This window comes from Hwanghaeella sp. LZ110 (assembly GCF_048892525.1).
In the GTDB taxonomy this organism is placed as follows: Bacteria; Pseudomonadota; Alphaproteobacteria; order UBA8366; family Aestuariispiraceae; genus Pacificispira.
Genome location: NZ_JBLZHT010000004.1, coordinates 385,525 through 412,504, shown reverse-complemented (window position 1 = coordinate 412,504; position 26,980 = coordinate 385,525). Strand labels below are relative to the sequence as shown.

The window sequence follows — 26,980 nt, the reverse complement described above, 5'->3', positions numbered from 1 at the left end:
AGGCATGGATCGCACCTGCCGCCCTGGACCCCGGATCGATGTCCGGGGTGACGGCGGTGGATAGACCTCGTCATACCCGCGGAAGCGGGTATCCAGGGCGGCGCGCTCAAGCGGTGAAGAATAGTGCCTACGCGACGTCTTTCAACACATCGCCCAGCATGCTGACCATATCGTCGATATGGGATTTTTCAGCAATTAAGGGTGGGGAGAGGGCGATGATGTCGGCGGTGACGCGGATCATCAGGCCCTTGTTGAAAGCCTGTACCATGGCGTCATAGCCGCGCTCTCCCGGGGCACCGGGGCGGGGGGCCAGTTCTACGGCGGCAACAAGGCCCATATTGCGAATGTCGATCACATTGGGCAGGCCTTTCAGCCCGTGAATCGCATTCTCCAGATAGGGTTCCAGAGCCAGCGCGTTTTCGAACAACCCGTCTTCCTTATAGACGTCCATCGCCGCAACACCGGCGGCGGCAGCTACCGGGTGGCCGGAATAGGTATAGCCATGGAATAACTCAATCGCGGCATCCGCAGAATCCATCATCGTGTCATGGATCTTCTTGTTGGTCACAACCGCGCCCATCGGGATGGTCGCATTGGTCAGGCCCTTGGCACAGGTGATGATGTCTGGAATAACGCCCAGGCGTTCGGCGGCTGTGGCATAACCCAGACGCCCAAAGGCGGTGATAACCTCATCAAAAATCAGCACAATGCCATGCTTGTCACAGATTTCCCGAATGCGCTTCAGGTAGCCTTTCGGGGGCAATAGCACGCCGGTTGAGCCCGCCATGGGCTCTACGATGAAGGCCGCAATCGTGCTGGCATCATGCAGCGTGACCAGGCGTTCCAGATCATCGGCCAGATGGGCACCATATTCCGGTTCGCCCTTGGTATAGGCATTATGTTCCAGATCATGCGTGTGGCGCACATGGTCGGACCCGGCCAGCAAGGAGCCGAAATACATCCGGTTCTTCACAATACCGCCAACGGAAATACCGCCAAAGCCGGTACCATGATAGCCCCGTTCGCGGCCCAACAGGCGGGTACGGGTACCCTGACCGCGGGCGCGCTGATACGCCAGCGCGATCTTCAACGCGGTATCAGCGGACTCTGATCCGGAATTGGTGAAGAACACATGGTCCAGACCGGCTGGGAACATATCGCGCATGCGGCTGGCCAGTTCGAAGGCCTTGGGATGGCCGAATTGGAAGGTCGGGGCGAAATCCAGCTGGGCGACCTGCTGTTGCACGGCCTCCACAATTTTTGGATTGGCATGACCGCAATTGACGCACCACAATCCAGCGGTGCCGTCCAGGATATCCTTGCCCTCTGCACTTTTGTAATACATGCCCTTGGCTGAGACCAGAATGCGCGGATCAGCCTTGAACCGGCGATTGGCGGTGAAAGGCATCCAAAAGGCGCTAAGATCGTTCTGCTGCATCCCGTCGGGCATGTGTTTCCTCCAAAAAAAGTCATTACCGTGAGGGCAGGCAGTGTTTCAGCCACTTAGAACCCTCAAAAGACCAGATTTTGGTACTCCCTTTTTATTGCCCGAGACAAGATGATTCTTTCTCACAGCAGTCGTGACCTATTGTGCGATCTGGTTGGTCGCCATTCGCTGGCTTGTGGCAACCCGACTCTATCGCTAAAAAAGCACCTTGAAGGGCGAAACAGGATTCCCGGTATGGCGCTGCATCAAAACCTGTCTAATGGCATGCTGCTGGCATGGCCGACACCGATCCTGACACGCCGGATCCAGGATGCTGATTTGCTGTCGGATCTGCGGCGCGTCATTCTTGACCGGGAACAGGCCTATCCGGATGGGATTGATCGTGCGCTGGTGAATGGCTGGCATTCCGATACGGACTTAATGAAATGGCCGGACCCGTCCATTGAAACACTGAAATCCATTATCAGCGCTGGATTGGCCGATTTCATCAAGCAACTGAACAATGACAAGGGCTTCAGTGGCAAGGCGCAGGTAACCGCCTGGGCGAATGTCAGCCGGCGGGGTGGATTTCATCGACTGCACACGCATCACTCTTCCATGGTGTCTGGCGTGTTTTATGTCGATACAGGCACGCCCGACCCAGATGATACGCATTTCAATGGGACGATTTCTTTTCTGGATCCACGGCTGGCGGTTGAGATGATCCCGCTGCCGGGAAGCCCGTTTGGGGAAAAGCTGAAAGTTGAGCCTGACCCTGGCCTTATGCTAATGTTTCCAAGTTGGCTTCAGCATTTCGTCGATCCCTTCCGTGGGGAGGGAACCCGCATCTCCATCGCGTTTAACATTGGTCTGTATGGTGGCGATTCCGCTGCCTAGATCGGTCTTGTTGTTTCTCAAGGAATAGGAATTCATATGATCCCGCGTTACAGTCGCCCGGAAATGACCGCAATTTGGGAGCCGTCGAACCGGTTCCACATCTGGTTTTTGATCGAGGCCCATGCCTGCGATGCCCTGGCGCAGCGCGGCGTGATTCCGGAGTCAGCTGCAGAGTCGGTTTGGAAGAATGGTGACAAACCCTATACGCAGGCGCGCATCGACCGCATTGATGAGATTGAGCGCGAGACGAGACATGATGTCATCGCCTTCCTGACGGAATTATCGGAGCATATTGGGGAAGACTCCCGCTTTGTGCATCAGGGCATGACCTCTTCTGACGTGCTGGATACATGCCTGGCGGTGCAATTGACCCAGGCGGCTGATATTCTGTTAGCTGATTTGGATCGGGTTCTGGCTGCGCTGAAGGCCCGCGCGATTGAGCATAAAAATTCTGTCTGTATCGGTCGTTCACACGGCATTCATGCGGAACCAACCACATTTGGCGTGAAACTGGCCGGCCATTTCGCCGCCTTTCAACGCAGCAAACAGCGTCTGCTGGCCGCGCGCGCGGATATTGCGACCTGTGCAATCTCCGGTGCGATTGGCAGCTTTGCCAATATTGATCCTTCAATTGAGGCCTATGTCGCAGACAAGCTGGGTCTGACACCAGAGCCGATGTCGACACAGGTGATCCCGCGTGACCGTCATGCGGCTTTCTTTGCGACCCTGGCGGTGATTGCCGGGTCGATTGAGAATCTGGCGATTGAAATACGCCATTTGCAGCGCACCGAATTGCGCGAGGCGGAGGAGTTTTTCTCGCCTGGGCAAAAAGGGTCGTCGGCTATGCCCCATAAGCGCAATCCGGTGCTGACGGAAAACATGACGGGCCTGGCGCGTATGGTGCGGGCCTATGCTCTGCCAGCGCTGGAGAATATCGCGCTGTGGCATGAACGGGATATTTCCCATTCTTCAGTGGAGCGCATGATTGGTCCAGACTCGACGGTAACGCTGGATTTTGCCCTTAACCGTTTGGCCGGTGTGGTGGAAAAACTGGTGGTCTATCCTGAAGAAATGATGGCGAATCTGAATCGTCTTGGCGGGTTGCACAATTCCCAGCGCGTCCTGTTGCAACTGACTCAGGCGGGCATGAGCCGTGAAGACGCCTATCGCACAGTACAGCGCAATGCTATGGAAAGCTGGAAAAACGGCACATCATTTCAGGAATTGCTGAAATCTGATAAGGATGTGGCGCAGCATTTGAGTGATGATGCTATCGACGCACTCTTTGACATGGGCTACCACGTTAAGCATGTGGACACGATCCTGGACCGCGTATTTGCACAAGACAGCGCCGGTTAACGCCTGGATGCCCAGTCGTCGCACAGCCCGTGTGTTCTTTGCAGGGCTGTTTGGCCTGGGTGTCTTTCTGTCTGTCGCTGGATCGCATGGTTTTGCGCAATCAACTGGCAATCCAGCCGATGATATCGCCAAGCCCAGCTTCAGCCCCCAACGCGATGCCTATCGCGCCAGCGAGGTTGATCCCGTAACCTTGGCCATTTTGTCGGACGCTCTGTTGCGGCTTCAGTTTCTGGCCGTCGCTGCGCTTGAGTCTGAGGAAGATGTCGGGTTGGCCCAAAGCGGGGTCGTGCGCGCTTATCTGGCCCGGCGGCAAATGGATAAGGCGATAGAGATCGCACAACGCATTGCTGATCCCGTTTGGCGTGCTCGGTCCTTTCTATGGATTTCCGACTATGTTCGAATTGTTCAGAAGGACGCCAGCGAGGCACGCGCGTGGATGGACCGCGCGATTGCAGAGGTGAAAGACCAACCTCCTTCGGACAAGGTCACTGATACATATGGAATAGCCGCCAATCGCCTGGCTCAAATGGGGGCTGCCGAAGCCGCGACGGCGACGGCCAAATTGATTGCGGACCGTCAGGACCGGGTCAGAACATTGCGGGAAATAGCCTCGGTCATTTTGAATTCCAGCGATGATGAAGCAACGAAACAGGCCGTCGCAACCGTTCTGCGCCAGACTTTTGATGAGGCAAGCCTGTTACCCAAATCACAAGACCTGTCGCAAGCATATCTGCTGATGGATATCGGGGCGGCACAGCTTGTGGCGGGGGATACAGCCGGGGCGCAGGTATCCTTCGCGACGGCGCAGCTTGATATCATGAACGGCCCCAGCGATGCCAGGATGCCAGCCCTTATTCAATTGGCTGCCAAAATGGTGGAATCAGGCAATCAGCGTGGCGGCATGATCGTTGTGCGCATGGTTCCAGAAGGGGCCTATCGAGCGGAGGCATTAAGCGCGGTATCTGCGGCTTTGGGGCGGCGTAATATTGATGCGGCAGTCCCTTTATTCAGACTGGCTGAAGAAGAGATTGACCGCATTGAAGATCAATCCGCCCGGTTCCGCGCGATCACATATCTGGTGGCGCGGGAAACAGAGATTGGACGCCTGAAAGATGCCTTCGAAACCGCATTCAAGATCACCGAGGATGTGCCCCGCGCTGAGGCCCTTCTGGGAATGGGGCGCGTTTTGATCGATCAGGGTAAATTGCCCGAAGCTTTGGTGCTGAAAGATTATATTCCCTATATCGGGATGCGGGCCCAGATCATGGCCGCAGTGGCATTGGGGCGGGGGCTGGAGAATGACCCGGAAGGGGCCAGCGCATTATTGGCTGAATCGCTTGATCCGACTGGTTTCCCGACCTTACCTGAATATGTCCCGGATGCCCTGGATGCCGTTCTCAGTGCCCAGATCAAGGTTGGGCTGGAAAGCGCGGATCAGGCGATTTTCAGCCGTGCCCGGGATTTATCAGAGGTCTTGGAGACGGATCTGGCAAAGGTGCGTGCCCTGGTCCAGGTCGCAATCGCAGAAGCAAGACGCGGCCGTATTGAAGACGCCCAGAAAACCATCAGTGCAGCCTATCGCATTGCCTTTGAGAATAAGGGCGATCAGGGGTTCAATTCTGCCCTGCTGGCAATTTCTCTGGCACAATTGGCGGCGGGGGATCTCTTGGGGGCCTATGACACGGCGGCGCGCATCCCGGAACCGCAATCGGGTGTGGTTCTGCCGCGTACACCAGATGGCGGGTTTGACGTCCCTAGGTATCAGGCCTTGATCCGTGTGGCGGCGGCGGCTGGTCGATTGGGTGATCCAAATTTTGGCCAGGAAGTCACGGATAAGATTGGGGTTGATCCAGCCAAAGCGGTGGGCCTTGCCGCTGTTGCGATCGCGATGTCGAATCAATCGGCAGATCTGATTGATGTCATCAATGACATTCGGGATGGGGCGCTGTTATCCCCAAATTACGAGTCTCTGGCGCAGGAACAGCCTGCTGCAGCGGCGCCAACCGGCGCACAGATACCCGAGAGTGCGCCTGCTGTGTCACAGGAGCAACCCATGGAACAGGCGCCGACTTTGGCGCCCCTGCCTGAAGCCGGTAACTAGCCGCTTATTCGAAGTCGCTGAGAGTGAGGCCCAATGCCTCGCAGATAATTTCGCACTGGGCGCGTTCGCTGGGCAGCAGCACGCCGTCGACCTGACCGACCGCCAGCGCCACCTTAACCAATAGTACGGCATCGCCCGCATCGCTGCGGCAGTCGGCGATTGGTTTTAGGGCATCTTCGCGCCCCTGAGCGGGATCAGCCTTGATTGCTTCTATCGTTTCATTGAACAGATCAATCGCTTCGTGCACATCAAAAATGCTCAGTCGGTCAATCGCATCGATAATTTGATCCAGTCGACCCCGTTCAGAAAGGGAGACCTCTCCGTCCGCAATCGCCACCAAGGCACAGGTTGCCATGCACGCTTCCAGGAATGGGCGATGCTTATGGCGTTCATATCGCTCTGCCAATGATTGGCGTAATCCGTCCAGCATTCTACCCCCCTATAATAGGTCCCGATCGCAACGCTAGTTTGACCGCGCTTATACCCCTTGGTCAAGTGACGGTAGCAGGGGGAAGCCTGTCGCTTTTTTTCTAGTCGTTATTTGAATTTCAGGTAATCTGTTTGAACATTGAGCGGTTCCCATTAGGGGATCAAAAGGGAATTCGGTGCGGTGGATGTCTGGATCATGATTGATCTTGATGCTGCCAAAGCCGAAGCTGCCCCCGCAACTGTAAGCGGCGAGCCGATCGCCCATTCATGCCACTGGCAAATTTTTGTCGGGAAGGCAGGGTGGTTCGGCATTGACCCGCAAGCCAGGAGACCTGCCGCTCTTCACATTAAACCCAAACGACCGGGCGGGGTGCCCCGGAGGAGGTTACGATGAGTGGACTGGCATATCCTGATTATGCGGCGTTAGAACATTTCACCTCGACGGTTCAGTCGACAGACTTTCAAAAAATAACAAAGTTAGACCCTCAAAATTGTCTGTCCGGATTGTTTCAATGCGGCACACCCCTTCCGGTTGGGGCGGCAGAAGATGCGGTGCTATCCTGGTTGATTACGCTGCCTGATGCCATGGATCCAGCACGGGCGGCGGCGATTCTTGGACGAATGCCGCTCTTTGCGCAGGCGGATCAGGGGGAAACCGGCCGACTTGCCACGCTATTGCGGGAAATTGCCCAATATCCTGCGGAAAGACTGGCATCCGGTCGACGACGCCGCCCCCGTAACTAAAGGCTATTGACGATCCGGTTCCGGCTGGGTATCCCCTACGCACTCCGTAGGGGAGTAGCCGCCCTTCTTATAGGGGCCTGTGTCAACATACTTGGCAACTGCCATGGCACAGGCGGCCAGTCACGGTTTGGCAAGACCTATGGCGATTCTGATCGGGTTCGGAGGGACCGGCCGTTCGGAGTCGTCATCTTGTCGCCGGTCCCCTTTTGGAGTGTTTCATGCAGCCTTTTATTGCCATTTTTATCACTGTTTTCCTTGCGGAACTGGGAGATAAGACCCAGTTGGCGACGGTTCTGTTCGCCACGGATAAGGCGATGACGCCGATGGGTGTTTTCTGTGCCGCCGCTGCCGCCCTTATCGTTTCGACGGCCCTGGCCGTGTTTCTGGGTACAGTCGCCGAACGCACATTGACCATGATCCCCTTGAAACTGATCGCGGGCTGCGGATTCGTAATCATGGGGCTGTGGAGTATCTATGATCACTTTCAGGGATCCTGGTGATTCCAAATAACCGCGCACCACACTAGGCAGGTTTCCAGGTCAGGCAGGTTTCCAACATGCGTTGCAAATGGGGGCGCACCTTGTTGGCCCTATCGTCCAGGTAGGGCCAGGGCGCGCTTTCCTGCATATAGGTGATCTGGCTCAATTCCAACTGGATTGCATGAACATGATCCCGGGGAATGCCATAATTGCGCGTAATGTATCCGCCCTTGAACCGGCCATTCAGCACGGCAGTGAAACCTGTGGCGGCCTTTGCCTGCGCCAGCACGGCTTGGGCCAGGTCTGGCGCGCAACTTTTGTCCATATTGGTGCCCAGATTAAAATCGGGCAGCTGTCCCTCAAAGAATCGAGGGACGCGCGACGCAATAGAATGCGCGTCCCACAAGACGGCGTGACCATGCTCCTGCTTGATGCGGTCCAGTTCTTTCGCAAGGGCCGTGTGATAGGGCATCCAATACCCATCGATCCGCCCCATGACTTCGGCCATATCAGGATCAATATCATCCTGATAAATCGCATCGCCTGAGAAAGTATCAACCGGAACCAACCCTGTTGTCGCCTTTCCCGGATACAGATTTTCATCATCGGGGGGTCGATTAAGATCAATGACGTACCGCGAATATTCCGCGACAAGCACAGAGGCCCCCATGTCGGCGGCAAAATCATACAGCCGATCCACATGCCAGTCGGTATCTGGCAGCGGCTTGGCCGCATCCGTCAGTCGATTCGAGATATCTTTGGGTACAGCTGTTCCTGAGTGGGGAACACTGACGAGAAGCGGCGCTGTGCCACTGTGAAGGCGATAGCTTGATGACATTTCGGGAGATTACTTGAATTATTCGTTAAATCAATGTCCTAACGTCGTGTTTTTTCGACTCTCAGTAGTATTGTGTTTCGCTGATATCGCACGCGACCCCCAACACCCATGACTGCCGCCCTGGACCCCGGATCGGTGTCCGGGATGACGATGTTGACGCCAAAGACACCCTCACCCTGAGGAGCGTAGCGTCTCGAAGGGGGAGCCCTCTGTAAGCACCGAACTTACAGCCCCTCCTTCGAGACGGCGCTGCCGCGCCTCCTCAGGATGAGAATGAGACGATTGGTGGGATTGTCAGTTCCCTGCTGATATCCAGAGCCACAGGCACCAATCGCGCCAGCCGCCCTGGACCCCGGATCGGTGTCCGGGGTGACGATGTTGACGCCAAAGGCACCCTCACCCAGAGGAGCGTAGCGTCTCGAAGGGGGAGGGTGGTGTTGAAGGTCAGACGTGGAAAGTTATAGGGCACCAGTTCCTCTACGCCCTCTGCGGTTAACCTTTGCCCACTCCTCATACCCGCGGAGGCGGGTGGGGTGCTGTCACCTGATACCGTTTGTGGTGCGTCACAGAACCTTGTTTAGAAAACTGATTGTGCGTTCCCAGCTTACATCGGCTGCATTGCGATTGAACACCTCGCGGGTTTCATTGAAAAATCCATGTTCACCGTCGTATTCGTGAATATCAACCGGGCTTTTCACGCCGGCCATATCCTTGCGCAATTGTTCAACCGCTTGTGGGGTGCACCAATCATCCTTGGTGGCGAAATGGGCCTGGAAAGGCACGGAGATTTTGGCGGGGTCGGCGGCTTCTTTCGGTGGGATGCCATAGAAGCATACACAGGCATCACATTCAGGAACCTTTACGCCCGCGATGATGGTCAGGGCACCGCCCATGCAAAACCCCATAACAGCCGTTTTTGTGCCAGTTTTGGCTTTCAAATACTGAACCGCGCCACGGGTATCCTGTTCGGACGCCCCAACCCAGTCCAGGCCGGTCATCATATGGCTGGCCTCATCCGCATCCTGGGTTACCCGGCCTTCGTACAGGTCGGGGGCCAGGGCGGTATAGCCCGCTGCGGCGAAACGATCTGCGACACCTTTGATTTGGTCGTTCAGGCCCCACCATTCCTGCAGCACGACAACGCTGCCTTTTGGCTCAGTTGCTGTCGCCAGATAGCCTTTGGCTTCCGTCCCGTCCGGACAGGTAAAGCTGATTAAATCACCCATGGTCTTTCTCCCTAATCGCTGTGTTATCTGCACTTATATATAGGGTCATCAGGCTTGTTTTAAATAGGTCAGGGGCAGCGTTGTCGTTGCCTTGATTTCCTCCATTGCAAAGCTTGAGGAGACATCTGACAGATCAATGGCCGAAATCAGGCGCTTGTAAAAGGCGTCATAGGCGGGGATATCCGGCACGACGACTTTCATCAGATAGTCAATGTCACCGCTCATCCGGTGGAACTCAATGACTTCGGGCATGGATTGAACGACTTTAGCAAATTTCGTCAACCAGTCCGCCGCATGGGTTTTGGTGCGGATCGACACGAAGACCGTCGTGCCAACCCCCAGCAGGTCACGGTCCAGCAGCGCGACGCGCTTTCGAATGTATCCCGCTGTTTCCAATTGTCGAACCCGCCGCCAACAGGGAGTCGGGGACAGGCCGACCCTGTCAGCCAGATCTGCGGTAGAAAGCGCAGAATCTTCCTGCAAAGCGGCCAAAATTCGGTGATCGATTGCATCCATGATATACATCCTAGGTGAATTTTTACATTATATATTAAAATAATAGCATAAAATTTAACAGAAAGTCATTTTTAATAGTATATTTAGAAACAAATTCCAGCGATTATCGTAGATACTATTCTGAATAAACAAATCGTTCTGCCAGAACAGGAGATAAAAGATGATCCGCACCGCTTTCACACAGCACCCATCCTCTGTTGGGGAGACATATACAGAGCATATGGGAACCGCGCTCAGTTTTGCGGGCCCTTTGCTGCTGGCAGGTCTTTGCTGCCTGGTGCATGCGGTGTTGCCCTTTGCCTTTGAGAGGACGGGCAGTCGGATCATATCCGGGCTTCATACGCGTATGGTGACGAACCGGGTGAAGGCTCAGAATCGCCAGAATGTTGTGTCTGGCCCGTCAGAACTGATCTGGGAGATCTAATGCATCACGCGCACGCGTGAGCATAGATAAACACAGCATCACGCGCCCGCGTGAGCGTAAAAAAACCAAACTATCACGCGCCCGCGTAAGCGTAAAAAAAACCAAACTATCACGCGCCCGCGGCGCGGTTGTCCAGGATGATTTTGGCCGCGTGACAGTCTTTTGTAATCTGCGCCTTTAAGGCATCCAGGCCGTCGAACTTACGTTCCCCCCGGATGAATTCAATCAGGGCTACCCGCATATGCGTGCCATAAAGATCGCGGTCGAAATCAAACAAGTGCACTTCGAATTTCTCACTCAGGCCATCAACAGTGGGACGCATGCCCAAATTGGCGACACCATCGCACCAGACGGTCTCTCCAACCCGCCCGGTCTCTACCCCGACCCGAACCGCATAGACGCCATAGGCGGGGCGGATATAGTCACTCATATCCAAATTGGCGGTTGGAAAACCAATCGTGCGGCCAATCTGAGCGCCGTGCAGCACCTCGCCCTCGACCTCGAAAGGGCGACCCAGCAAGGCAGCGGCCTGGCCCGGTTCGCCACTTTTCAGATAATCGCGAATGCGGGTTGAAGAATAGACTTCCCCCGTTGCCGCCGCCGCAGGGTCAATGATACGGGTTTCAAAGCGTGTGTCGGCACGCAAGGTGTCGGTATCGCCGGTGCGGCCCTTCCCGAATTTGAAATCATAGCCCACCACCAGAACACCGGTTCCCAAGGCCTTCACCAGAATTTCGTCAATAAAGGCCTGTGCATCCAGATTGGCCAGCGGCGTGTCGAAATTCAGGCAGATCAGCGAATCGATCCCAATGGCTTGCAGCAGATGCGCCTTGTTCCAGAACGGGGTCAGCCGGAATGGAGGATCGTCAGGTCGAAAGAATTCACGCGGATGTGGCTCGAAAGTTAGAACAGCAAGGTCACGGCCCTGCGCCTCTGCGAATTCAGCGGCTTGGCCAATGACGGACTGATGGCCGCGATGCACCCCATCAAAATTTCCCAGAACAATCACGGCGCCGAAACGCTCTGATGGATAATCTTTGGGTTCTCTAAAAATCTGCATGAAGGCAAACCGTTCCTGACTGCTATAGTATTCTCAGAAGATAGCGGTTGAAGCGCAGGCGTGAAACCTTCCTGCGTGTGGTAGCGGCGCTTTATTTTGTGAATGGGAGTATGAAATGGGGCGAGTTCGGCAGTTTCTGGCAGTGGCAGTCAGTTTTGGAGCGTTGAACATTTCTGCGGCCCTTGCGCAAGACAACGACCTGGCACAGAAAATAAGAGACTCGTTTGCTCAAGGCACGTTAAAGGGGCTGCATAGCGTCCTGATTTTGCATCGGGGTGAGACCCTTGCGGAAGTTTACTTTACCGGTTTTGACCAGCGACAAGGGTTGGATATTGGCCGTGTCGATCATAGCCAAACCAGCCTGCATGATGTGCGCAGCATTACAAAAAGCGTTACCGGTTTGCTGTATGGCATCGCCCTGTCGGAAGGTCTGGTGCCGGGATTGGATGAGCCATTGATGGCGCAATTCCCGGACTATCCGGATTTGATCGCAGATCCCGCCCGAAAGGACATTCTGGTGCGCCATGCCCTGACCATGACGATGGGATTGGAATGGGATGAAACAGCGCCCTATACCAGTACGCGGAATAGTGAAATTGCAATGGCTTATGCGCCGGACCGCGAACGCTATGCCCTGGAACAGCCAGTTCTGTATTCCCCTGGTACACATTGGACATATAGCGGCGGGGCGGCTTCCCTTGTCGGTGCCTTAATCGTCAGAGGGACGGGAGTGCCGTTGGATGTTTACGCAAAACAGAAGCTGTTTGATCCTTTAGGCATTACCGATTTTGAGTGGCAGAAACTGTCGAACGGAAAAACGGGGGCCTCGTCCGGGCTGCGTCTGACGACCCATGATCTGGCAAAGATCGGGCGCCTGATGATTGATAAGGGGATCTGGCAGGGAAACCAGATCGTTCAGGCGGAATGGATTGAGCAATCGCTGACCCCCAGCATCGAGACGTCGTTGAATTTGCGATACGGTTTCCTGTGGTGGTTGGCTGACGATGGCACGCCACCGGATTGGTTCGCTGGCTTTGGCAATGGCGGGCAGCGCCTGACGGTCAATCCTGACAGGGATATGGTGGTTGTCATTTATGCTGGGAACTATAACAAACCGGATGCCTGGAAAGTCCCGACAAAAGTCATTCTGGATTTCGCAGTGCCAACGATAGAAGCGCGTCAGGCAAATTAGGTCATCATGCGCCTGCACATGATGTCTTAGGCTTTTGCGGCCTTAGCCTCTTCCTCGACGCGGCTGCGCACCATCATCTTGGCTTGTCCGTCGCAAACCAGCTTCTCCCCGACGGAGGCGGTGGTCTTGCACACGATCCGCTTTTTTTCCGGGATGATTTCCAGGATTACCGCCTTTGCCGTCACGGTATCGCCAGCGCGCACAGGGGCCAGGAATTTCAGGTCCTGGCTCAGATAGATACAGCCCGGCCCTGGCATTTTCATACCCAGAACGGTGGAGATCAGGCTGGCAGTTAGCATCCCATGGGCGATGCGGCCCTTGAACATTGTGTCGGCGGCGAATTCCTCATTCACATGGACGGGGTTCATATCACCCGTCACCCCGGAAAACAGCACAATGTCCGCTTCTGTGATCGTCTTGGCAAAGATCGCCGTCATGCCAACGTAAAGGTCTTCGATAAAGAAACCATTCAGATCGGTGTGCAAACGCGGGCTGTCCATGGAAAGCTCCTCAAAATAGGGTCTGGGCGTCACTGAAAGTCTTCACAAAGCGGCTTTATTGCATCGCAAACCTAAACGTTGTTGTGCAACGCGGCAAGTCAGGAAGACGTGACAGCAAGGACTCCCTTTGGATCAATGGGAACAGCGGTTGCTAGACCGGTTGCTGATTCGAAATGCCGTGCATGGGCCAGCAAGCGTCCCTCACTGAAGGGGGCACCAACCAGTTGCACGCCAACGGGCAGGCCGTCTTCTGTAAATCCCGCAGGAACGGAGATCGCAGGCAAGCCAGTCAGGGTGATGGCAGAGACCATGGCCAGCCAATGGATATAGTTATCGAATGTCTGGCCATTCACCTGATCGACCCATAACTGCTCTGCCGGGTAGGGGGGCACGATGGCTGTCGGGCACAGGAAGGCGTCGAAATCCTGTTGGGTGAACAGACGCACCGCATCGGCATGAATGGCCCCACGCCAGCGCTGTGCCTGGGCAATGTCTTCGGCGGTCAGGCTGCGCCCGTATTCATAATTCCAGATCACATCGTCTTTCAATAGATTGCGGTGCTTTTCGTAATTTTCACGCTGTCCGTTCACGAATCCCAGGCCGCGCAATATCTTGAAAGCCTCAATCGCATTGCTGAAATCCGGGCAGGTTTCGACCAGTTCTACACCCATATCTTCCAATTGTTTCAGCGCGTTGTTAAAGACTTGTTCCACGGCTGGATCGACGGGAATGATTCCGCCCAGATCCAGACTGTAGGCGATCCGGCGGGGCGGGGCGCCTGTGCGACAGGTTTGGCGAAAGCTGGTATGAGGCAGCGGCTGGCTGATCGGATCGCGGGGGTCCTGACCCGCCATGGCGTCCAGCATCAGCGCGGTGTCTTCCACGGTGCGCCCCATGGGTCCCTCAACGCTCATGGTGCCAAACGGGTCACCCGGATTAAGACGGGGCACGCGGCCCGGACTGGGACGCAGCCCAACGATGCCACAAAAGCTGGCAGGCGTGCGCAGGCTGCCCCCTAGGTCGGACCCACTGGCCAGCCAGCATTGCCCTGTCGCCAGGGCAACAGCAGATCCGCCCGATGACCCGGCGCAGCTTTTGGAAAGATCCCAGGGGTTTCGCGTGATCCCAAAGACGGCATTGAACGTGTTTGCCCCAGCCCCAAATTCCGGCGTGTTGGTTTTCCCAATCAGGACGGCGCCATGCCGTTCCAAATTAACGACGGGAATGTCTGAGAAATTGGGGATGTAATCCTTGAAGATGGGGGAGCCATAGGTACAGCGAACGCCTTCCACCTCACTGAGGTCCTTGATCCCAACGGGCAGACCCGCCAACAAAGTATTGCGGGATGCGGTTTTCGCCTGCTGTTGTGCCCGCTCTCTGCACAGAATGGGCGTCGCATTAACGGCACCATCCACCGCCTCTATCCGGTCAAAGGCTGCGTCCAGCATTTCCTGTGGCGTGACGTCTCCCGCCTTCAGCATGTCAACGGCGGCGCAGGCGGTCAGATGGATCAGGTCGGTCATGATATGGGCTTTCGATTGAAATTGTGATGCGGAGACCCTACACGGTAACTCCAGCGTAAATCCAGCCCGCTTCCTTGGAGAGTGTGATGCAGAACGATACGGCCAATTCACCAGATTCTTCTGCCGGGCCAGAACGCCTGCCGGTCAGTGTACTGACGGGGTTTCTGGGGTCGGGTAAGACCACGGTTCTAAACGCCCTGTTGAAGCATCCGGACATGGGCCAGACGGCTGTGATCATTAATGAATTCGGGGAGGTCGGGATCGACAACCTGCTGGTTGAAACTGCCAGCGAAGATATGGTTGTGATGGAGTCCGGCTGTTTGTGCTGCACCATTCGGGGGGACTTGATCGAAACATTGAGGAGCCTGATCAAGCGGCGCTGGAACAACGAAATTCCTGCCTTTAATCGGGTCGTGATTGAAACCACGGGTCTGGCTGATCCAGCACCCATCCTGCATACCCTGATGACTGATCCGGTTATTTCCACCCGATATCGGCTGGATGGGGTCATTACCACGGTGGACGCCGTGAATGGGTCCGCGACCCTGGATGCGCAGCCGGAAGCCGTGAAACAGGCCGCCGTCGCCGATCGTATCCTGTTGACCAAGACGGATTTGATGGAACAGGAATCCGATCTGATGGAAAGGCTGCGGGTTATCAATCCGGCGGCCCCCGTCTTGTCGGTGATCCAGGGGGATATTGCGCCCGATGCGCTGTTTGGCACGGGCCTTTATGATCCGGGTACCAAGACACCCGATGTTGCCCAATGGCTGGCGGAAGAAGCCTATGACCAGGCATCGCAGCACGGCCATCCCCACGATCATACTCATGGCCATCATCATGACCATGACAGGAACCGTCATGACGACCGTATCCGATCCTTCGTCATCCGATATGATGCCCCCATTGCCTGGGATGCTTTCGTTGACTGGATTGAGGCGCTGATTGCCACCCATGGCGCAAACCTGTTGCGCATGAAGGGGATTTTATATGTGGCGGAGGTCGATGGGCCCGTTGCGGTCCATGGCGTTCAGCATGTTTTTCATCCACCGGCCCTGCTGGCGGGCTGGGCAGAGGGAGAGACGCCATCATCGCGTCTGGTGATCATCGCACGGGATTTGAATAAAGATCCGGTTGAGAAGATGTTTCACGCTTTCATGGCGCAATAACCCGAAAGCCTTGTTCAATGCGCCAGGTTCAGTTTCCGTGCAGGACGCGCTTCTGATCCTGCGCCAGCCCGGCCAGAACCTGTTCCAGTTGCGACAGGCTGGCGGCGTCATAGCGCTCTTCCAGATGTTGTCGCCCCTTTTTGTCGAACAGGGTTTCGGCCAGTTCCCTATACAGGGCGGCCATCAGCTTGTGGAATTCCAGATCGCCGAAACTCCAGGCCCGCTCCTCGTTACTCTTGCCCGGCGGCATTACCCGATCAAAATAACTGACCATCCAGGTTCGGCGTTTGCTGATATCCATAAAATAGCGCGTGATATAGATCAGGATGTCATTGACCAATATCTTGGCCATCGGGCGTTCGTGCAGGCTGTCCCAATCCAGCGATTGGCCTTCTTGCGCGCGCAGGGTTTCAACCATGGTACGGGCGCGTTCTTCATATTCTTCAAACAGTTCAGGGCCGACCATTTGATGCAGGGCCTGAATAAAGGCGGGGATCATGCGTCGCGATAGTGTTCGGCCTGGCACAGGCGCTTCGCCGCGTTCGGGTAGCAAATGCACGAAGCGCGCAACAATCAACCGTTCCAGCGGGAACTTTCGCATTTGGGCATAGAACGCGTCTTCAAAGTGATGCTGCAGACCGATCCAGGTCGAATCGCACAGCCCGCGTAAGATACTGTCATTGTCGTATGTGTAGGAATTCAGGACGGCATTGATGTCACGGGACGCCAGTTTACCGTCCCCCTTGGTCGCCTGTGCAGCCAAGCGATCGGCCAGCAACTGACTGATGGTCTGGGCAAATTCTCCCAGTTTCTCAGCCCCCGCACTGTGGGATGCGCTGTGTGGGGCGGTCCCTTTTGTCTGGTCGTCCTTGGCCATGTCAGATCCTTTGTTGCGTCACGGTATAGGTATCGCCTTGCTGGGGGTTGATTTCAAGCGGTGCGAGCAAGATAGTCACCATGAATGTGGGTGAAACAGCCCCTCAATATAAGGAAAGAATTCAATGACGGATCGTTTTGTTGTCGCCCTGGCGCAATTGAACCCGACGGTCGGGGATATTGCGGGCAATGCGCAAATGGTGCGCGACGCCCGGGCCCAGGCGGCGCAGGCCGGTGCGGATCTATTATTGCTGCCGGAATTATTCCTGTCGGGTTATCAGCCGGAAGACCTGGTATTGAAGCCATTCTTTCTGGACAAGCTGGAAGAAGCCACCGCTGCCTTGGCTGCTGAAACGGCAGACGGTGGCCCGGATGTCCTGTTGACGACTCCCTGGCGGGGGGAAGCGCCTGGTAAACTGGCGTATAACGCGGTCCTATTGTTATCTGGCGGTCGCATCGTGACAGAACGCTATAAATATGACCTGCCAAATTATGGCGTTTTCGACGAAAAGCGTGTGTTTCAGTCCGGCCCTTTGCCGGGGCCGATGAATATCAGAGGCGTGCGCATTGGCGTGCCGATCTGTGAGGATATCTGGACACCCGATGTTATTGAATGTCTGGAGGAATCCGGTGCAGAAATACTGCTGGTCCCCAATGGCAGCCCCTATGATGACGCCAAGGAAGATGTACGTCTGCAATTGGTGATGGAACGGGTCACGGAAAGTGGCTTGCCGCTGGCCTATCTGAATCAGGTCGGGGGACAGGACGAACTGGTCTATGACGGGGCGTCCTTTGTCGTGAATGCAGATTTCAGCCTGGCAATTCAGATGCCAGCTTACGAAAGTTGCATGTCGATTGCGACCTTCGAACGGTCGGATACTGGCTGGAAATGTTTGCCAGGGGATCAAACCGCCCCGCCGGAACGGTTGGAATCGATCTATCGCGCCATGGTTCTGGGGCTGCGCGATTATGTTCAGAAGAATGGTTTTCCTGGCGTTGTCCTGGGCATGTCCGGTGGAATCGACAGTGCCTTGTCTGCCGCGGTTGCCGTTGATGCGCTGGGTCCCGATGCGGTTCATTGTGTGATGATGCCATCCCCCTATACCAGTCAGGACAGTCTGGATGATGCGGCGGCGGCCTGTGCCCTGCTGGGAACCCGTCTGGATCAGGTCAATATCGGGCCTGCGATGGATGCCTTTCAGCAGATGCTGACCCCGCTTTTCGGAAACACGGAAAGTGGCGTGACAGAGGAGAATATCCAATCCCGATCCCGGGGTGTGACCCTGATGGCGATATCCAACAAGCTGGGCGCAATGGTGCTGACAACCGGCAACAAGTCAGAAATGTCGACAGGATACGCAACGCTGTATGGGGATATGTGCGGTGGCTTTTCGGTGCTGAAGGATATCTATAAAACCGATGTATTCGCCCTGTGCGAATGGCGTAACAAGGGGCTGTCCAGCGGGAATGATACGCTTCTAAAAGGCCCAAGGGGCCCAGTCATGCCCCAGCGGATCATTACCAAACCCCCCTCGGCGGAACTGAAACCCGATCAACAGGATGCGGACACGCTGCCCCCCTATGATCAGTTGGACGATATCCTGCATTGCCTGATAGAGAAGGAAATGTCAGTGCCGGAAATAGCCCAACGGGGGCATGCACCGGAATTGGTGCAACGGGTCTGGCGCATGCTGGACCTGGCAGAATATAAGCGTCGCCAGGCGCCACCGGGGGTTAAGATCACGGCGCGGTCTTTTGGGCGAGAGCGCCGTTATCCCATCACCAATTCGTTCCGGAAAATTCTGTGATCATCTTTGATTGCGATGGCGTTCTGGTTGATACGGAGCGCCTGTCCAACCGGATCCTGGCGGAACAGATCACCAGTGCTGGGTATCCGATGACGACAGAAGACTCGATCCGTCGGTATAAAGGGGGGCGCATCCGGTCCCTGCCGCCTTTGATTGAGGCTGAATTCAATCTGAAACTACCCGATGACTGGTTGGATCAGTTTTTTGCCCGGCAATTTGCGGCCCTGGAAGAGGAGGCTGAGGCCATCCCCGGTGTTTCAGATGTTGTGGACCAACTGATCGCGCGGGGACTTCAATACTGTGTCGCCAGCCAGGCCTCGGTCGCAAAAATGCGCATCAGTATGGGCCGCAGCGGCCTTTGGGATCGGTTTGAGGGGCGCATTTTTTCCGCTGATATGGTCGAAAGACCAAAGCCCTTTCCAGATTTGTTCCTGCATGCGGCAGCAACAATGGGGTGGCCGGTCGAAAAGGTCACTGTGATCGAAGATTCAACAACCGGCGTTCGGGCCGCAGTCGCAGCCGGGATGCGGGTGATCGGGTTTTGCCGCGATACGGATCCCGATGAATTGCGCGCCGCCGGGGCATCAGATCTGGCCCAGGACATGGCAGGCGTGGCCGATCATTTAGGCCTGCAGTAGATACCTAGAAATTTCACCCTCTTCGTAATGCGCGAAGAACCCGGCGTCGTAATTTAAGGCTTCGGATAGTAGGGTGCGATAATCGCTTCGGGGGACTTCTTTCGCCCCAAACCGTTCCAGATGCTTTGTCACAAACTGTGTGTCCAACAGGCGGAACCCGGCAAAGGTCAGGCGGGCGACCAGATGGCATAGGGCAATTTTGCTGGCATCGCGTTCGCGGGAAAACATGCTTTCGCCAAAATAGGCGCTGCCCAGGGTGACACCGTACAATCCACCAATCAATCGATCGCCATCCCAGACCTCAACGGAATGGGCATGATCCATGCGATGCAGCGCGGTGTACAGGGTTAAAATCTTGTCATTGATCCAGGTGCGCGGGCGACGGTCCGACGCTTCTGCACAACCATCCATGACTCCTTCGAAATCTCGATCAAAGGTTACGCGATATCGATTTGAACGCAGGGTCTTTGCAAGGCGCTTGGGGACGTGAAATCCATCCAGTGGGATGACACCCCGAATGCGGGGATCAATCCAGAAAAGGTCTGGATCATCCCTGTCTTCGGCCATGGGAAACACCCCAATGGCATAGGCGCGCAACAGCATATCAGGCGTTAGGTCAAGCGGTTCCATACTGCCCCTTTGACACGCGTTTCGCGCTTTTCAGGCCGCTGGACTGGACCAGCGTCTTATTTCAGGCCCATCCATTTTTCCAGCCAATGGATGTCATAGTCTCCGTCAATAAAGCGCTTCTGCGCAATAATTTTCTGATGCAAGGGAATGGTCGTGCTGATCCCGCCAATGACATATTCATCCAAGGCCCGGCGCATCCGCATCAGGCATTCATTGCGGTTGGCGCCATGCGTAATCAGCTTGGATACCAGGCTGTCATAATAGGGGGGGACGTGATATCCGGAATACAATTGGCTGTCGACGCGAACGCCCAGGCCACCGGGGGCATGGTAGTCGGTGATTCGGCCCGGGGTTGGCATAAAGGTTTCGGGATTTTCCGCCGTGATGCGGCATTCTATGGCATGGCCGCTGATTTTAATTTGGTCTTGCGTATAGCTTAGCGACATACCCGCAGCGACTTTGATCTGTTCACGCACCAAATCTATGCCACAGACCATTTCAGAAATCGGATGTTCGACCTGAATGCGCGTGTTCATCTCGATGAAAAAGAATTCACCATCTTCATACAGGAATTCAATTGTGCCCGCGCCGCGGTAGCTCAGCTTTGCAATCGCGGTATTAACGATGTCGCCGATCTGTTTGCGCTGTGCGGTATTCAGCGCCGGTGAGGGGGCTTCTTCAATGACTTTCTGGTGGCGACGCTGGATGGAGCAATCGCGCTCACCCAGGTTGATGCTGTTACCCTTGCCGTCGCCCAGAACCTGAACTTCGATATGGCGGGGGCGGCTCAAATACCGCTCCATGTATACCGTTTCATCTAGGAAAGCGGCCTTGGCCTCACTTCGGCACATGGCCCAGGTTTGTGCCACATCTTCCAGCTTATTGGCGACTTTCATGCCGCGTCCACCGCCGCCAGAGGCTGCCTTGATAATCAGCGGAAAGCCAATTTCCTGAGCCAGTCGCAGGGCATCCTCTTCGGTATCGACCGATCCATCCGATCCTGGAACTACTGGAATGCCCAGACGCTTTGCGGCGTCCTTTGCCGCAACCTTATCGCCCATCATGCTAATATGCTCTGGTGTCGGGCCGATAAAGGTGATGCCGTGATCTTCCACCATCTGCGCGAAACGGGCGTTTTCTGACAGGAAACCGACGCCTGGATGAATTGCATCGGCCCGGGTCAGCGTTGCGGCGGTCAGGATTGCTGGAATGTTGAGATAGCTATCCTTAATAGGGGGAGGGCCGATACAGATCGCTTCATCCGCCAGTCGGACATGCATGGCATCGGTATCAGCCGTAGAATGCACCGCCACCGTCTGAATGCCCATTTCCTTACAGGCGCGATGGATTCTAAGCGCGATTTCGCCGCGATTTGCGATGAGTACCTTTTCAAACATGTGGCGTCAGCTCCAGGTCGTCATTCGATGACCAACAGGGCTTCACCGAATTCCACCGGTTCGCCATCTGCCACCAGGATCTGTGTCACAGTACCGGCCTTTGGGGCGGGAATCTGGTTCATCACCTTCATCGCCTCGATGATCAGGACTGTATCGCCCGCGGCAACCTTGGCCCCGACAGAAACGAAGTTTGCTGCGCCTGGCTGGGGCGACAGATAGGCCGTGCCCACCATCGGTGCCTTTATCGCACCTGGATGATTGCCTGCGGTTTCCGCTGTGGGTGCCGCCACGGCAGCACTGGGCGCTGCAGCCGGAATTGGGGCGGGGCCCGCCGCATAAACCGGCGCGCCACCTCCGCGCTGCAACCGCAGTTTCGTATCATCTTCTTCAACAACCAGTTCCGTCAGGCCTTTGTCAGCCATCAGGTCCGCCAGTTTTTCGATTAGTTCAATATCGACGTCGAGTTTCGCCATCGGGGCAACCCATCCCTTTATCAATTACTGTAAGTCCAACACCCTTGTACTAGGCTTCGGGCGCTCAGAAAAGGCGTGATCACGCCTCAATGTCAGCAACGATCTCCGCCATGGCCTCCAGGGCCAGGCGATAGCCCGTTGTTCCCAGTCCACAAATCATACCCACCGCAATAGGTGCGATCATACTGTGATGGCGGAATTCTTCCCGCGCATGAATGTTTGAGATATGCACTTCAATGATTGGCAATTCCGCCACACTTAACGCATCCCGCAAGGCAACAGATGTATGGGTCAGCCCACCGGCATTGATGATTATCCCGCGATGAGATTCACGTGCTTCATGGCACCAATCAATCAACTGGCCTTCATAATTTGATTGTCGGCAATCGACCGTAAGGCCAAACCGTTCTCCCGCATCCCGGCAGTCGGCTTCCAGATTGGCCAGGGTGGTCGCCCCATAGATTGCCGGTTCACGCTTGCCCAGCATGTTCAGGTTTGGTCCGTTCAGGATCAGGATTGGTATGTCGACCATTGCCTGCCACTCGCAAGATGTTGGAACGTCTTCTGATGCAGACACTATATCAGGAGTCTTGTCCCGGCAATGATGATGGTATGATCCGCACTTTGGTCAGCTTTTCTGGGCAACCGCAATAATTTCCGGGCGATCATCAGCGACAGGGTTGCCATCCCAGTCGCCATAAAGGGCGATTTTGGCAAATCCGGCCTTGTTCAAATGCGCAGTGACCTCATCAACCTCTAAGTAGCGCAAATGGCCTATTCCCACATGCTTTGTCCCATCCGGGAAAGCAAAATGGGTTTCATAAGAAACACGGTTGCGTGACCCTTCAACAATGTCGTTATGCACCGCAACGGTCCCGATTCCGTCTACGGTGATCTCTTCATAGCTGATATCGGGCGTCCATTTGCGCCAACTTGAATAGGCCGGATTGCGTGTTTCGAAGGCCAGTGTGCCATCCGGGGCCAGAAGCTTGAAATAGTTGTTCAGCGCGGCCTCGACATCCACATCATTCAGGAAGACTTGAAAGGCATGGCCCGACATGACGATCAGATCAACGGGATCTGACAAGGTCAGGCTGGATGCATCCGCCAAATACCATGTCACACGGTCTCCATCGGGGCGGTTCCGGGCGATGTCCAGCATTGCGGCGGCCGGATCGGCACCGATCACCGTATGACCGCGCCGCGCCAGTTCGACGGCCAGCAGTCCTGTTCCACACCCCATATCAAGGATACGTTTGGGTAGATGTCCCGCCAATTCCGTATAGAATTGCTGATCCGCCGCCCATGGGTTCAGAGTATCATAAACCTGCGCTAAACGGGGGTCGGTATAGAAGATTTCCGGCTGTGTCTTTGTCATGGTCGGGACCATAGCAAGCCAGACGTGATGCTGCAAAATTAGGCGGCAGCGGTGTTTAAAATCTGATGAAAACTGTGACTAATTCGCGCGTTTATGCGCTTTGTCGACACGGTCTGCGACAGCGCGCCAGACCCGGTGGCCTTCGCGATCACCAACTTCCTTGTAGGTCCTGGCCCGGGCCATCGCCATTTCTTTTGCAGATGCCCCACGGGCGCGATACAGGCCCGTCGCGAACAGTTCAATATCTGCATCCGGCGTTTTCCAGGCGGTGGTTTGATGATCGCTCATTAGCACTAATCCCATGCTATTGATGTGGATGAATCGTTGATTTGTTCAGGTAGTATGGTCTTTTTTCCAGTTTCTGCAACAAACCCGTCACGGACGGAATGTCGCAACCAGCCACGCCATCATCAGCCAAAGCGGATGATGCTGTTCTGCGCAGGCATTTCAATTTCCAGATTGGCCCTAAGATACTGATCTGTCGCCTGGGAAAGGTGATGATATAAGTCCCGTGCCAGCGCGCGGGCTTTCGTGCCCGGCCAATCTTCCGGCAGCAGATCGTCGGGCAGGGCGGGATCACGCAACAGGGTCCGCCGATAGGCATGGATCAATAGAATGCGGGCCACGAAGGCACTTTCTCCAACCAATTGATCGGCATCCTGCAGGACGGGCTGAAAATGCTTCACGAATGCAGAATAGTCTGCGGCGATCTCTTCCAGCGGCCAAGCGCGCGCGGCCAATGACAGCAATCCATTGGCGGCTGTGGCTTCTGCGCTAAAGACGGCACAGTCATCCGTCAGGGACAGGTCATCCAGAGTATCCTGAGCGATTTGTGTAGCATCCCCGCGCGCTGCGCCCAGCAGACCAGGGCTCAGGCGTGCGAAACCCTGCCAGCCCAGGCGTTGATCCAGGCTGTCGCGTTGTCCGGGTGCCAGGGCGTCCGGCAGGATGATGAACGTCCATCGCCCATCCCGCGCCGGGGGGCCGGACGCATAAATGCGGGCCTGTGCGGAATCAAATTGCCGGCGGCCCCTGCGTGTCAGGGTATAGCGGCTGCGGCGGCCTATTCGTTCCGCCTCCAGGGTTCCATCCTGCACCAGTCGGAACACAGCGGTGCGGGTCATGCGTTCATTCAGGCCCAATGGGGCGACCAGATCAATCAATTCCCCAAGCCAGCATGCGCCGCCATAGGGCAAAAGCGCATCGCCATAGACAGTGACGATTAAAGACTTCGCGCGGGGTCTTTCCTGTTCGATATATTGTGTCAGTGCATCGGTCGGCACTGGATTACATCTTTCGCAGATCAATGACCCGCTTCGCCTTGCCAATCGAGCGTTCCACAGCCCCTTGCGTTAGAACATTCACACTGGCAGTGACTCCGATGAAGGTTTTGATTTTATGGGTTAAGTCTCTGGCTGCGCCTGTTCGGGCGTCTTCGTCAGATTTTGGATTTCCCTCAACCTTCACGGTCAATGTGTCCATCGCCCCATTGCGAGTAATTTCAAGAACATAGTGGGGTGCCAATCGTGCATCTTTCAGGATCAGTTCCTCAATCTGCGTCGGGAAAACATTTACGCCCCGAATGATCAGCATATTGTCGGTGCGCCCTGTAACCTTTTCCATTCGGCGCATGCTGCGCGCAGTGCCGGGTAACAGGCGCGTCAGGTCGCGGGTACGATAGCGAATGATGGGCAGCGCCTCTTTTGTCAGGCTGGTGAAGACCAACTCCCCGAACTCTCCGTCTGGTAATACCTCACCCGTTTCCGGATTGATGATTTCCGGATAGAAATGATCTTCCCACAGATGCAATCCGTCTTTGGTTTCGACACATTCGCAGGAAACGCCGGGTCCTATCACTTCTGACAGGCCATAAATATCCACAGCGGATAGTCCGGTCCGGGCTTCAATAGAACTGCGCATCTCATTGGTCCATGGCTCAGCCCCGAATATCCCATAGCGCAGGGAGCATGTGTCCTTGGTCATGCCTTGCCGGTCCATTTCATCGGCCAGGGCCAGCATATAGGAGGGCGTGACCATGATGACTTCGGGCTGGAAGTCAGCGATCAATTGAACCTGCTTTTCGGTCTGTCCACCAGACATCGGGATCACCAGACAGCCCAGCCGTTCGGCCCCGTAATGTGCACCCAGACCGCCGGTGAACAGGCCATAGCCATAGGCCACATGAACCTTCATCCCCTTGCGTGCGCCAGCGGCATAGAGCGATCGGGCCATGACATCGGCCCACATGGAGACATCATTCTGGGTATAGCCCACCACGGTGGGCTTTCCCGTCGTGCCGGAAGAGGCATGGATGCGCGCCAATTGATCGGTTGGATAGGCAAACATGCCAAAGGGATAATTGGCACGCAGGTCGTCCTTCATCAAAAAGGGAAACTTAGCCAGATCCGAAAGGTTGGTTACATCATCTGGATGAATGCCCACCGCATCGAAACTTTTCTTGTAGTGGGGGATGCGATCATAGGCGTGTTGCAGCGTGGCTTTCAGACGCTGTAACTGAAGGGCCTGAATTTCGTCCAGGCTGGCGGTTTCAATAGGATGCAAACCTTGAATGCGATCTGTCATAGGATCCTCGATTTTCACCAGTCAGCAGGCTTGGCTTTACGGACGGGGCGGGTCTTCCGGTGTCAGGCCCGGGATAACATCCCCGGAAATCCGGCGGGATTTGCCGCGAAACAAGGCGATGGAAACGCCTGCCTGATTGGTGATTTTGACATCATAGACGCCGCTGCGCCCGGCGAGGGCCTGTTCCTGGCATTCCGCTGTAAGAATATCGCCAAATCGTCCCGGGGCCAGATAGGTGATTTCGCATCCCTGGGCCACAGTGATCTTGTTGTAGGCGTTGCAGCCGAATGCGAATGCACTGTCTGCTAGCGCGAACAACATGCCGCCATGGCACGTCTTGTGGCCGTTCAACATGTCTTCCCGAACGGTCATACTGAGTTTCGCATAGCCCGGTGCGACGGCTTGAATTTCCATGCCCAATGCCTGGCTGGCTGTATCATTCGCAAACATCACTTCAGCGATGCGTTCGGCGACTTCTTGGGGGGAGAGGGCATTTGTCATGACACCTCACTTTCCGGTAAAGACGGGTGGGCGTTTTTCCAGGAATGCCATAACACCCTCGCGGTAATCATGGCTGCGACCGGCTTTGCGCTGGCTGTCGCGTTCCATGTCCAGCTGTGTTTCCAGGCTGTTATGGGCGGCCGCGAGGATGGCGCGTTTCGTTAGGCCATAGCCAAAAGTTGGTCCTTTTGCCAGTCCCAGTGCGATATCCCGCGCCGTGCTCAACAACGCATCATCTTCCACACATTTCCAGATCAGTCCCCAATCGGCGGCGGTCTCTGCGGGCAGTTTCTCTCCCAGCAGCGCCAGGCCTTTCGCCCGGGCGACCCCGACACGATGGGTCAGGGACCAGGTCCCGCCCGCATCGGGCACCAGACCCAGCTTGCAGAATGCCTGAATAAAACTGGCTGATTTCGCAGCCACAACGATATCGCAAGCCAGAGCGACATTCGCGCCAGCACCAGCGGCTACACCATTCACGGCGCAGACGACGGGGATATCCATCCCGGAAATGGCACGGATCAACGGATTATAGAGATGTTCCAGAGTTTCACCTAAATCCGGTGGTTCAGCATTGGGGTTATTTGGATCCATGCGCCGGTCTGATAGGTCCTGACCCGCACAGAAGCCCCGCCCCGCACCGGTCAGGACAAGACAGCGAATGCCGTCTTCGGCGATGGCGCGTTGCAGCACATCGGCCATTTCAGCATGCATTTGGCTATTGAAGGAATTCAGCTTGTCCGGACGATTGAGCGTGATCGTCCCAATATTATCAGAAACCTCAAAGAGAATGGTTTCGTAGGTCATTGTCGT

At 55.7% G+C, this 26,980-nt stretch carries 29 protein-coding genes and 2 riboswitches; of the genes, 10 read left to right on the top strand and 19 right to left on the bottom strand.

The window, feature by feature from the left end:
• Nucleotides 1-127: 127 nt before the first annotated feature.
• Entirely contained in the window at nucleotides 128-1,450 is a 1,323-nt protein-coding gene (locus ACOSDM_RS10705; RefSeq protein WP_420724505.1) for an aspartate aminotransferase family protein, read from the bottom strand.
• Nucleotides 1,451-1,681: 231 nt separating this feature from the next.
• Here ACOSDM_RS10705 and ACOSDM_RS10700 point away from each other — a divergent pair, with 231 nt between their 5' ends.
• The 3 genes from ACOSDM_RS10700 to ACOSDM_RS10690 are packed head-to-tail and all read left to right on the top strand — an operon-like array spanning nucleotide 1,682 to nucleotide 5,783.
• On the top strand, nucleotides 1,682-2,323 hold the full coding sequence (locus tag ACOSDM_RS10700) for a 2OG-Fe(II) oxygenase family protein (RefSeq protein ID WP_420724504.1): 642 nt from the start codon (nucleotides 1,682-1,684) through the stop codon (nucleotides 2,321-2,323).
• A gap of 36 nt (nucleotides 2,324-2,359) precedes the next feature.
• Nucleotides 2,360-3,682: an adenylosuccinate lyase gene (gene purB, locus ACOSDM_RS10695; RefSeq protein ID WP_420724503.1), complete on the top strand. Its 1,323-nt coding sequence runs from the start codon at nucleotides 2,360-2,362 to the stop codon at nucleotides 3,680-3,682.
• Nucleotides 3,633-5,783, top strand: a complete 2,151-nt coding sequence (locus tag ACOSDM_RS10690; protein WP_420724502.1) for a hypothetical protein — start codon at nucleotides 3,633-3,635, stop codon at nucleotides 5,781-5,783. The genes purB and ACOSDM_RS10690 overlap by 50 nt, the downstream gene beginning before the upstream one ends.
• A 4-nt stretch (nucleotides 5,784-5,787) precedes the next feature.
• On the opposite strand, the gene ACOSDM_RS10685 is transcribed toward ACOSDM_RS10690, so the two are convergent.
• A complete protein-coding gene (locus tag ACOSDM_RS10685; protein WP_420724501.1) occupies nucleotides 5,788-6,213 on the bottom strand; it encodes a tellurite resistance TerB family protein in 426 nt (141 codons plus the stop codon).
• 126 nt (nucleotides 6,214-6,339) lie between these two features.
• Nucleotides 6,340-6,567: riboswitch (cobalamin riboswitch) on the top strand.
• A gap of 35 nt (nucleotides 6,568-6,602) precedes the next feature.
• Between ACOSDM_RS10685 and ACOSDM_RS10680 the strand changes: the two genes are divergently transcribed.
• Nucleotides 6,603-6,956: a hypothetical protein gene (locus tag ACOSDM_RS10680; protein WP_420724500.1), complete on the top strand. Its 354-nt coding sequence runs from the start codon at nucleotides 6,603-6,605 to the stop codon at nucleotides 6,954-6,956.
• Nucleotides 6,957-6,993: 37 nt separating this feature from the next.
• A riboswitch (yybP-ykoY riboswitch) is annotated at nucleotides 6,994-7,157 on the top strand.
• A gap of 17 nt (nucleotides 7,158-7,174) precedes the next feature.
• Nucleotides 7,175-7,456, top strand: a complete 282-nt coding sequence (locus tag ACOSDM_RS10675; RefSeq protein WP_420724499.1) for a TMEM165/GDT1 family protein — start codon at nucleotides 7,175-7,177, stop codon at nucleotides 7,454-7,456.
• A gap of 22 nt (nucleotides 7,457-7,478) precedes the next feature.
• On the opposite strand, the gene hutG is transcribed toward ACOSDM_RS10675, so the two are convergent.
• The 3 genes from hutG to ACOSDM_RS10660 all read right to left on the bottom strand — a co-directional run bounded on the left by hutG (nucleotide 7,479) and on the right by ACOSDM_RS10660 (nucleotide 10,015).
• The gene (gene hutG / locus ACOSDM_RS10670) at nucleotides 7,479-8,273 is read right to left on the bottom strand and encodes an N-formylglutamate deformylase (protein WP_420724498.1); all 795 of its coding nucleotides are present in this window, start codon (nucleotides 8,271-8,273) and stop codon (nucleotides 7,479-7,481) included.
• Nucleotides 8,274-8,836: 563 nt separating this feature from the next.
• Entirely contained in the window at nucleotides 8,837-9,499 is a 663-nt protein-coding gene (locus ACOSDM_RS10665) for a dienelactone hydrolase family protein (RefSeq protein ID WP_420724497.1), read from the bottom strand.
• Between the two features lie 48 nt (nucleotides 9,500-9,547).
• Nucleotides 9,548-10,015, bottom strand: a complete 468-nt coding sequence (locus tag ACOSDM_RS10660; RefSeq protein WP_420724496.1) for an Lrp/AsnC family transcriptional regulator — start codon at nucleotides 10,013-10,015, stop codon at nucleotides 9,548-9,550.
• 160 nt (nucleotides 10,016-10,175) lie between these two features.
• On the opposite strand from ACOSDM_RS10660, the gene ACOSDM_RS10655 reads away from it, so the two are divergent.
• On the top strand, nucleotides 10,176-10,439 hold the full coding sequence (locus ACOSDM_RS10655; RefSeq protein ID WP_420724495.1) for a DUF6356 family protein: 264 nt from the start codon (nucleotides 10,176-10,178) through the stop codon (nucleotides 10,437-10,439).
• A 109-nt stretch (nucleotides 10,440-10,548) separates the two neighbouring features.
• Here ACOSDM_RS10655 and ACOSDM_RS10650 read toward each other — a convergent pair whose 3' ends face one another.
• Nucleotides 10,549-11,499: a bifunctional riboflavin kinase/FAD synthetase gene (locus ACOSDM_RS10650; RefSeq protein WP_420724494.1), complete on the bottom strand. Its 951-nt coding sequence runs from the start codon at nucleotides 11,497-11,499 to the stop codon at nucleotides 10,549-10,551.
• Nucleotides 11,500-11,614: 115 nt separating this feature from the next.
• Here ACOSDM_RS10650 and ACOSDM_RS10645 point away from each other — a divergent pair, with 115 nt between their 5' ends.
• Entirely contained in the window at nucleotides 11,615-12,691 is a 1,077-nt protein-coding gene (locus ACOSDM_RS10645) for a serine hydrolase domain-containing protein (protein WP_420724493.1), read from the top strand.
• 26 nt (nucleotides 12,692-12,717) lie between these two features.
• Here the strand turns inward: ACOSDM_RS10645 and ACOSDM_RS10640 are convergent, their stop codons facing one another.
• The gene (locus ACOSDM_RS10640) at nucleotides 12,718-13,191 is read right to left on the bottom strand and encodes a MaoC family dehydratase (RefSeq protein ID WP_420724492.1); all 474 of its coding nucleotides are present in this window, start codon (nucleotides 13,189-13,191) and stop codon (nucleotides 12,718-12,720) included.
• Between the two features lie 98 nt (nucleotides 13,192-13,289).
• Nucleotides 13,290-14,714: an amidase gene (locus ACOSDM_RS10635; protein WP_420724491.1), complete on the bottom strand. Its 1,425-nt coding sequence runs from the start codon at nucleotides 14,712-14,714 to the stop codon at nucleotides 13,290-13,292.
• An 86-nt stretch (nucleotides 14,715-14,800) separates the two neighbouring features.
• On the opposite strand from ACOSDM_RS10635, the gene ACOSDM_RS10630 reads away from it, so the two are divergent.
• A complete protein-coding gene (locus ACOSDM_RS10630) occupies nucleotides 14,801-15,883 on the top strand; it encodes a CobW family GTP-binding protein (RefSeq protein WP_420724490.1) in 1,083 nt (360 codons plus the stop codon).
• Nucleotides 15,884-15,911: 28 nt separating this feature from the next.
• On the opposite strand, the gene ACOSDM_RS10625 is transcribed toward ACOSDM_RS10630, so the two are convergent.
• The gene (locus tag ACOSDM_RS10625; protein ID WP_420724489.1) at nucleotides 15,912-16,760 is read right to left on the bottom strand and encodes a hypothetical protein; all 849 of its coding nucleotides are present in this window, start codon (nucleotides 16,758-16,760) and stop codon (nucleotides 15,912-15,914) included.
• A gap of 124 nt (nucleotides 16,761-16,884) precedes the next feature.
• Here ACOSDM_RS10625 and ACOSDM_RS10620 point away from each other — a divergent pair, with 124 nt between their 5' ends.
• Together ACOSDM_RS10620 and ACOSDM_RS10615 are read left to right on the top strand one after the other, a co-directional pair.
• Nucleotides 16,885-18,567: an NAD+ synthase gene (locus ACOSDM_RS10620; protein ID WP_420724488.1), complete on the top strand. Its 1,683-nt coding sequence runs from the start codon at nucleotides 16,885-16,887 to the stop codon at nucleotides 18,565-18,567.
• Nucleotides 18,564-19,205 carry an HAD family hydrolase gene (locus ACOSDM_RS10615; protein ID WP_420724487.1) on the top strand — a complete coding sequence of 214 codons (642 nt, stop codon included), beginning with the start codon at nucleotides 18,564-18,566 and terminating at the stop codon, nucleotides 19,203-19,205. Before ACOSDM_RS10620 ends, ACOSDM_RS10615 begins: the two co-directional genes overlap by 4 nt.
• Here the strand turns inward: ACOSDM_RS10615 and aat are convergent.
• The 10 genes from aat to paaG form a co-directional block, all read right to left on the bottom strand.
• Complete coding sequence (gene aat, locus ACOSDM_RS10610; protein ID WP_420724486.1) at nucleotides 19,191-19,835, bottom strand: leucyl/phenylalanyl-tRNA--protein transferase; 645 nt, start codon at nucleotides 19,833-19,835, stop codon at nucleotides 19,191-19,193. The genes ACOSDM_RS10615 and aat overlap by 15 nt on opposite strands.
• Nucleotides 19,836-19,891: 56 nt before the next feature.
• Nucleotides 19,892-21,232, bottom strand: a complete 1,341-nt coding sequence (accC, locus tag ACOSDM_RS10605) for an acetyl-CoA carboxylase biotin carboxylase subunit (protein WP_420724485.1) — start codon at nucleotides 21,230-21,232, stop codon at nucleotides 19,892-19,894.
• A 20-nt stretch (nucleotides 21,233-21,252) separates the two neighbouring features.
• A complete protein-coding gene (accB, locus tag ACOSDM_RS10600; protein ID WP_420724484.1) occupies nucleotides 21,253-21,705 on the bottom strand; it encodes an acetyl-CoA carboxylase biotin carboxyl carrier protein in 453 nt (150 codons plus the stop codon).
• A gap of 79 nt (nucleotides 21,706-21,784) precedes the next feature.
• Nucleotides 21,785-22,237, bottom strand: coding sequence for a type II 3-dehydroquinate dehydratase (aroQ, locus tag ACOSDM_RS10595; protein ID WP_420724483.1), 453 nt, complete (start codon nucleotides 22,235-22,237; stop codon nucleotides 21,785-21,787).
• A gap of 96 nt (nucleotides 22,238-22,333) precedes the next feature.
• A complete protein-coding gene (locus ACOSDM_RS10590; protein ID WP_420724482.1) occupies nucleotides 22,334-23,083 on the bottom strand; it encodes a class I SAM-dependent methyltransferase in 750 nt (249 codons plus the stop codon).
• A 78-nt stretch (nucleotides 23,084-23,161) separates the two neighbouring features.
• Complete coding sequence (locus tag ACOSDM_RS10585) at nucleotides 23,162-23,371, bottom strand: hypothetical protein (protein WP_420724481.1); 210 nt, start codon at nucleotides 23,369-23,371, stop codon at nucleotides 23,162-23,164.
• 122 nt (nucleotides 23,372-23,493) lie between these two features.
• Entirely contained in the window at nucleotides 23,494-24,366 is an 873-nt protein-coding gene (locus ACOSDM_RS10580; protein WP_420724480.1) for a PaaX family transcriptional regulator C-terminal domain-containing protein, read from the bottom strand.
• A gap of 4 nt (nucleotides 24,367-24,370) precedes the next feature.
• Nucleotides 24,371-25,666 (bottom strand): phenylacetate--CoA ligase PaaK, encoded by a 1,296-nt coding sequence (gene paaK, locus ACOSDM_RS10575; protein ID WP_420724479.1) that lies wholly within the window; start codon nucleotides 25,664-25,666, stop codon nucleotides 24,371-24,373.
• 36 nt (nucleotides 25,667-25,702) lie between these two features.
• The gene (gene paaI / locus ACOSDM_RS10570) at nucleotides 25,703-26,167 is read right to left on the bottom strand and encodes a hydroxyphenylacetyl-CoA thioesterase PaaI (RefSeq protein ID WP_420724478.1); all 465 of its coding nucleotides are present in this window, start codon (nucleotides 26,165-26,167) and stop codon (nucleotides 25,703-25,705) included.
• A gap of 6 nt (nucleotides 26,168-26,173) precedes the next feature.
• Nucleotides 26,174-26,974: a 2-(1,2-epoxy-1,2-dihydrophenyl)acetyl-CoA isomerase PaaG gene (gene paaG, locus ACOSDM_RS10565; protein WP_420724477.1), complete on the bottom strand. Its 801-nt coding sequence runs from the start codon at nucleotides 26,972-26,974 to the stop codon at nucleotides 26,174-26,176.
• Between the last annotated feature and the right edge of the window lie 6 nt (nucleotides 26,975-26,980).

Bases quoted from the DNA above. Each gene is read 5' to 3' on its own strand.
- ACOSDM_RS10685 (WP_420724501.1), bottom strand. From the start codon at position 6,213: ATGCTGGACGGATTACGCCAATCATTGGCAGAGCGATATGAACGCCAT.
- ACOSDM_RS10630 (WP_420724490.1), top strand. From the start codon at position 14,801: ATGCAGAACGATACGGCCAATTCACCAGATTCTTCTGCCGGGCCAGAA.
- ACOSDM_RS10675 (WP_420724499.1), top strand. From the start codon at position 7,175: ATGCAGCCTTTTATTGCCATTTTTATCACTGTTTTCCTTGCGGAACTG.
- ACOSDM_RS10645 (WP_420724493.1), top strand. From the start codon at position 11,615: ATGGGGCGAGTTCGGCAGTTTCTGGCAGTGGCAGTCAGTTTTGGAGCG.
- ACOSDM_RS10640 (WP_420724492.1), bottom strand. From the start codon at position 13,191: ATGGACAGCCCGCGTTTGCACACCGATCTGAATGGTTTCTTTATCGAA.
- ACOSDM_RS10665 (WP_420724497.1), bottom strand. From the start codon at position 9,499: ATGGGTGATTTAATCAGCTTTACCTGTCCGGACGGGACGGAAGCCAAA.
- paaK (WP_420724479.1), bottom strand. From the start codon at position 25,666: ATGACAGATCGCATTCAAGGTTTGCATCCTATTGAAACCGCCAGCCTG.
- accC (WP_420724485.1), bottom strand. From the start codon at position 21,232: ATGTTTGAAAAGGTACTCATCGCAAATCGCGGCGAAATCGCGCTTAGA.
- paaG (WP_420724477.1), bottom strand. From the start codon at position 26,974: ATGACCTACGAAACCATTCTCTTTGAGGTTTCTGATAATATTGGGACG.
- ACOSDM_RS10690 (WP_420724502.1), top strand. From the start codon at position 3,633: ATGTGGACACGATCCTGGACCGCGTATTTGCACAAGACAGCGCCGGTT.
- accB (WP_420724484.1), bottom strand. From the start codon at position 21,705: ATGGCGAAACTCGACGTCGATATTGAACTAATCGAAAAACTGGCGGAC.
- ACOSDM_RS10650 (WP_420724494.1), bottom strand. From the start codon at position 11,499: ATGCAGATTTTTAGAGAACCCAAAGATTATCCATCAGAGCGTTTCGGC.
- aat (WP_420724486.1), bottom strand. From the start codon at position 19,835: ATGGAACCGCTTGACCTAACGCCTGATATGCTGTTGCGCGCCTATGCC.
- ACOSDM_RS10660 (WP_420724496.1), bottom strand. From the start codon at position 10,015: ATGGATGCAATCGATCACCGAATTTTGGCCGCTTTGCAGGAAGATTCT.
- ACOSDM_RS10700 (WP_420724504.1), top strand. From the start codon at position 1,682: ATGGCGCTGCATCAAAACCTGTCTAATGGCATGCTGCTGGCATGGCCG.
- ACOSDM_RS10620 (WP_420724488.1), top strand. From the start codon at position 16,885: ATGACGGATCGTTTTGTTGTCGCCCTGGCGCAATTGAACCCGACGGTC.
- ACOSDM_RS10635 (WP_420724491.1), bottom strand. From the start codon at position 14,714: ATGACCGACCTGATCCATCTGACCGCCTGCGCCGCCGTTGACATGCTG.
- ACOSDM_RS10680 (WP_420724500.1), top strand. From the start codon at position 6,603: ATGAGTGGACTGGCATATCCTGATTATGCGGCGTTAGAACATTTCACC.
- ACOSDM_RS10655 (WP_420724495.1), top strand. From the start codon at position 10,176: ATGATCCGCACCGCTTTCACACAGCACCCATCCTCTGTTGGGGAGACA.
- ACOSDM_RS10705 (WP_420724505.1), bottom strand. From the start codon at position 1,450: ATGCCCGACGGGATGCAGCAGAACGATCTTAGCGCCTTTTGGATGCCT.
- hutG (WP_420724498.1), bottom strand. From the start codon at position 8,273: ATGTCATCAAGCTATCGCCTTCACAGTGGCACAGCGCCGCTTCTCGTC.
- purB (WP_420724503.1), top strand. From the start codon at position 2,360: ATGATCCCGCGTTACAGTCGCCCGGAAATGACCGCAATTTGGGAGCCG.
- ACOSDM_RS10585 (WP_420724481.1), bottom strand. From the start codon at position 23,371: ATGAGCGATCATCAAACCACCGCCTGGAAAACGCCGGATGCAGATATT.
- ACOSDM_RS10625 (WP_420724489.1), bottom strand. From the start codon at position 16,760: ATGGCCAAGGACGACCAGACAAAAGGGACCGCCCCACACAGCGCATCC.
- paaI (WP_420724478.1), bottom strand. From the start codon at position 26,167: ATGACAAATGCCCTCTCCCCCCAAGAAGTCGCCGAACGCATCGCTGAA.
- ACOSDM_RS10590 (WP_420724482.1), bottom strand. From the start codon at position 23,083: ATGACAAAGACACAGCCGGAAATCTTCTATACCGACCCCCGTTTAGCG.
- aroQ (WP_420724483.1), bottom strand. From the start codon at position 22,237: ATGGTCGACATACCAATCCTGATCCTGAACGGACCAAACCTGAACATG.